Source organism: Methanospirillum sp. (genome assembly GCF_028679455.1).
Lineage (GTDB): Archaea > Halobacteriota > Methanomicrobia > Methanomicrobiales > Methanospirillaceae > Methanospirillum.
Genome location: NZ_JAJRBM010000188.1, coordinates 1 through 2,904 on the forward strand (window position 1 = coordinate 1; position 2,904 = coordinate 2,904).

At 42.6% G+C, this 2,904-nt stretch carries 6 protein-coding genes; all 6 read left to right on the forward strand.

The window, feature by feature from the left end; all coding sequences use genetic code 11:
• The first annotated feature begins 207 nt into the window (after positions 1 to 207).
• Positions 208 to 393 carry a nucleotidyltransferase domain-containing protein gene (locus LUQ50_RS06325; RefSeq protein ID WP_300037857.1) on the forward strand — a complete coding sequence of 62 codons (186 nt, stop codon included), beginning with the start codon at positions 208 to 210 and terminating at the stop codon, positions 391 to 393.
• A gap of 121 nt (positions 394 to 514) precedes the next feature.
• Complete coding sequence (locus LUQ50_RS06330) at positions 515 to 790, forward strand: hypothetical protein (RefSeq protein ID WP_300037860.1); 276 nt, start codon at positions 515 to 517, stop codon at positions 788 to 790.
• Positions 759 to 1,046: a hypothetical protein gene (locus LUQ50_RS06335; RefSeq protein ID WP_300037863.1), complete on the forward strand. Its 288-nt coding sequence runs from the start codon at positions 759 to 761 to the stop codon at positions 1,044 to 1,046. Before LUQ50_RS06330 ends, LUQ50_RS06335 begins: the two co-directional genes overlap by 32 nt.
• A gap of 186 nt (positions 1,047 to 1,232) precedes the next feature.
• Positions 1,233 to 1,523 carry a nucleotidyltransferase family protein gene (locus LUQ50_RS06340; protein WP_300037866.1) on the forward strand — a complete coding sequence of 97 codons (291 nt, stop codon included), beginning with the start codon at positions 1,233 to 1,235 and terminating at the stop codon, positions 1,521 to 1,523.
• A 151-nt stretch (positions 1,524 to 1,674) separates the two neighbouring features.
• Positions 1,675 to 1,866: a DUF86 domain-containing protein gene (locus LUQ50_RS15935; protein ID WP_367278969.1), complete on the forward strand. Its 192-nt coding sequence runs from the start codon at positions 1,675 to 1,677 to the stop codon at positions 1,864 to 1,866.
• Positions 1,867 to 2,506: 640 nt separating this feature from the next.
• Positions 2,507 to 2,904, forward strand: a 398-nt coding sequence (locus LUQ50_RS06345; RefSeq protein WP_300037869.1) for a tetratricopeptide repeat protein, incomplete at its 3' end; no start/stop codon positions are given.

Sequence of the window (2,904 nt, forward strand, 5' to 3'; positions counted from 1 at the left end):
AAGATTTAATGGATCTCCTTGAAGATATTAGTGTAAAGGTCAGATACCCACCGATGCCACGAACTCGTAGAAGGATATCACCGGGGTAACGGGAGAGAACAGGAACCTTCAGAAGCGGTTTGGAAACCTGTCGGGCCTCCAGGGTATGATAAAACATATTGCCTGAAGATGAAAAGATCAATAGATTGCAAATAATCCGGATTGCATATGAAACCTGAAAAACAGTCTCAACTTCATCAGAAGGTAATATCATATCTCACACGCATTCAGGAAGTATGTACTCGTCATCAGGTTGAAAAACTCTCAGTTTTCGGATCAATGATCATCGGGAAGGAAAATCCCCGTGATATCGATCTCCTGGTTACCTTTCATGAGGTGGAACCCGTTCAATAAGCACACGAGTATTTTGGTCTTGAATCTGATCTTGAAAAAATATTCCATCTCCCTGTCGATCTCGTTGAGGAAAAGGCAATAAAAAACCCGGTTTTTCGGGAACTTATTGCAGAAATAAGTATTGAATGATATGTTTCAACGTGAGATCAAAAAACTATTCTGGGATATCCTCCTTGCAGGTGAAGATATTCTGGCATTTACTGAAAACGTTGAATTCGCTGAGCATAAAATGAACCGGATGCTTCAGGTCATTATCGGCTTTATGGCACCATTATCAAGCATGATTATTCCCTATGATCCGGATTCTCAAAAGCTTACTCATGGGCAGTGCACAGGGATCAACGAAGGGAATCCTTCGGAAAACGATGAATTCCCTTCCCTCAACCGGGATGGATGACCGTATTGCGGTCAATCCGGATGCAAACTCGGGAAGTGGAACTGCAGAAGGAACGGTAGCCACGGTCCTTTCCGGCAGACTAATGGAAACCCGGAATACCAATAAGTCAGATGTCTGGAACAAACCTGCTGCGACGAAACTTGTGGAAGGATTCGACACAGACGACTGGAGAGATCATAAAACTGTACAAGAGGTTCGGGTATGTGTCAGGGATGAGGATGTGACATGGAGCTCATTCCTGCTCATGTGTGCATGATTCTTACAACGGAAAGACTCTCATATTGTTCCACGCAATGTAATGGTAAGAATCTACAATTAATGATGGTTCCCGTGATATGGTTTGATATGGTTGACCATGTGAGGAAAGTATTGCCATTATCGCCTCTTAAAATACAGTATAATAAAAAATTTCCAGAATATCTAACTTGGGGAAGAGATTCGCATGAGCATGTATGAGGATGTTGTGAGGAAAAAAGAAGCAATTATAATGGTCTCAGCATTACATGGGGCACGAAAAATCAAAATTTTTGGTTCAGTTATCAGAGACGAGGATACACCTGAAAGTGACCTTGATCTTCTAGTAGAATTTGAACCAGGCAGAAGCCTGATTGATCATATCGCCCTCATTCAGGATCTCCAGGATCTTCTCAAACGAAATGTTGATGTAGTAACGGAAAATGGTCTGAATACCTATATCAGAGAACAGATTATGCAGGAGGCGATCCCATTATGAAGGATAACAGAGTGTATCTCCTCCAAATCCTTGACTTTATCGAGAAAATTGAATCATATACTTGCGGTGGTCGGGATGAATTTATGACATCTCCAATGATACAGGATGCAGTAATACGCAATTTTGAGACCTAGGCGAAGCAGTCAAACAAGTGTCCAAACAGGTAAAGGCAGAACATCCTGAAATTCCATGGCGCGATATTGCAGGATTCAGAGACATATTGATTCATAGATATATGGGTGTAGATCTGGAAGCAGTGTGGAATGTTGTTGTATCTGAGATACCAACATTAAAATCGGTAATTATCGAGATCCTTTCAGATGTACATTCCATCGATATGTGATAATCAGACCTGCAAACAATCCTATTGGTTCTGGATTCAGTGGAAAAACTCTTTTAGAAATATTCATTATTTACACTGATTATATGCCGACAGTAGCCAGCAACGACCAGTTGTCATGTGATCAGGATACTTTGGTTGAATTATGATCATTTCCGCGGTTCACAAGATCCCGGTTATCCGGGCGTTTTATGTCGGTGTGCAGATGGTGGAAAAAACGGATGTTTGCACAATCGGCCGCTTTTAAGAATCCGGGTTTTCTGGTATGAAATTCCGGGTGTTGATGTCATGTCTTTCAAAAACTCTTGCACATTCTGGCTATTTTCTCCATTTTCTAGTTATTGGGTGGTATTTTTACCATTCACTCTGACATCTCTGTTTGTTTGTTCAATTTTTAAGATATAATTTGTGCAAGGGTTTGTGTCTGTATCGTTCAATACTCGACATTTTAAAAAAATCAATTTTCTATCAACGTTGTTTCAATATTTTGGTGCATGTCCTGCACAATTACGGCATTAATTAAAATTGAGATATTTTTGATTTTATATTGGCCCTATAATATTTAAAATATGCAGACTTTTTGTGTGTGGTCCTGACTTTTTTTCCACAACCTTTATGCCTTTGCACCCGGAGACGGCGGTGTATGGATACCCGATGGTCCAGATGGAAGGTATGGATTCTCTTTTTGCTGGTTGTTGTGGGGACTGCGATGGTGATGATTCCCCGTGCAGAAGGTGCAGGGGTGGATCTGTATACTTCCGGTGATTATTCGGGGGCTCTGGCGTCATTTACCGCTGAGCTGGCCGATGTTTCAGGGTCTGCCCAGGCGCCGGTGCTGAATAATATCGGAACCTGTTATGTGGCTCTCGGGCAGTCTGAGAAGGCTGCTGAGTACTATGGGAAGGCGGTGAGTGCTGATCCCGGGTATGGACGGGGCTGGATCAATCTCGGGGTTGTTCAGGAGAAACTTGGCAGGCCTGATGAGGCTCTTGCGAGTTACGGGAAGGTTACCGGTGACCCGGGACTTGCAGCCGAAGCAGC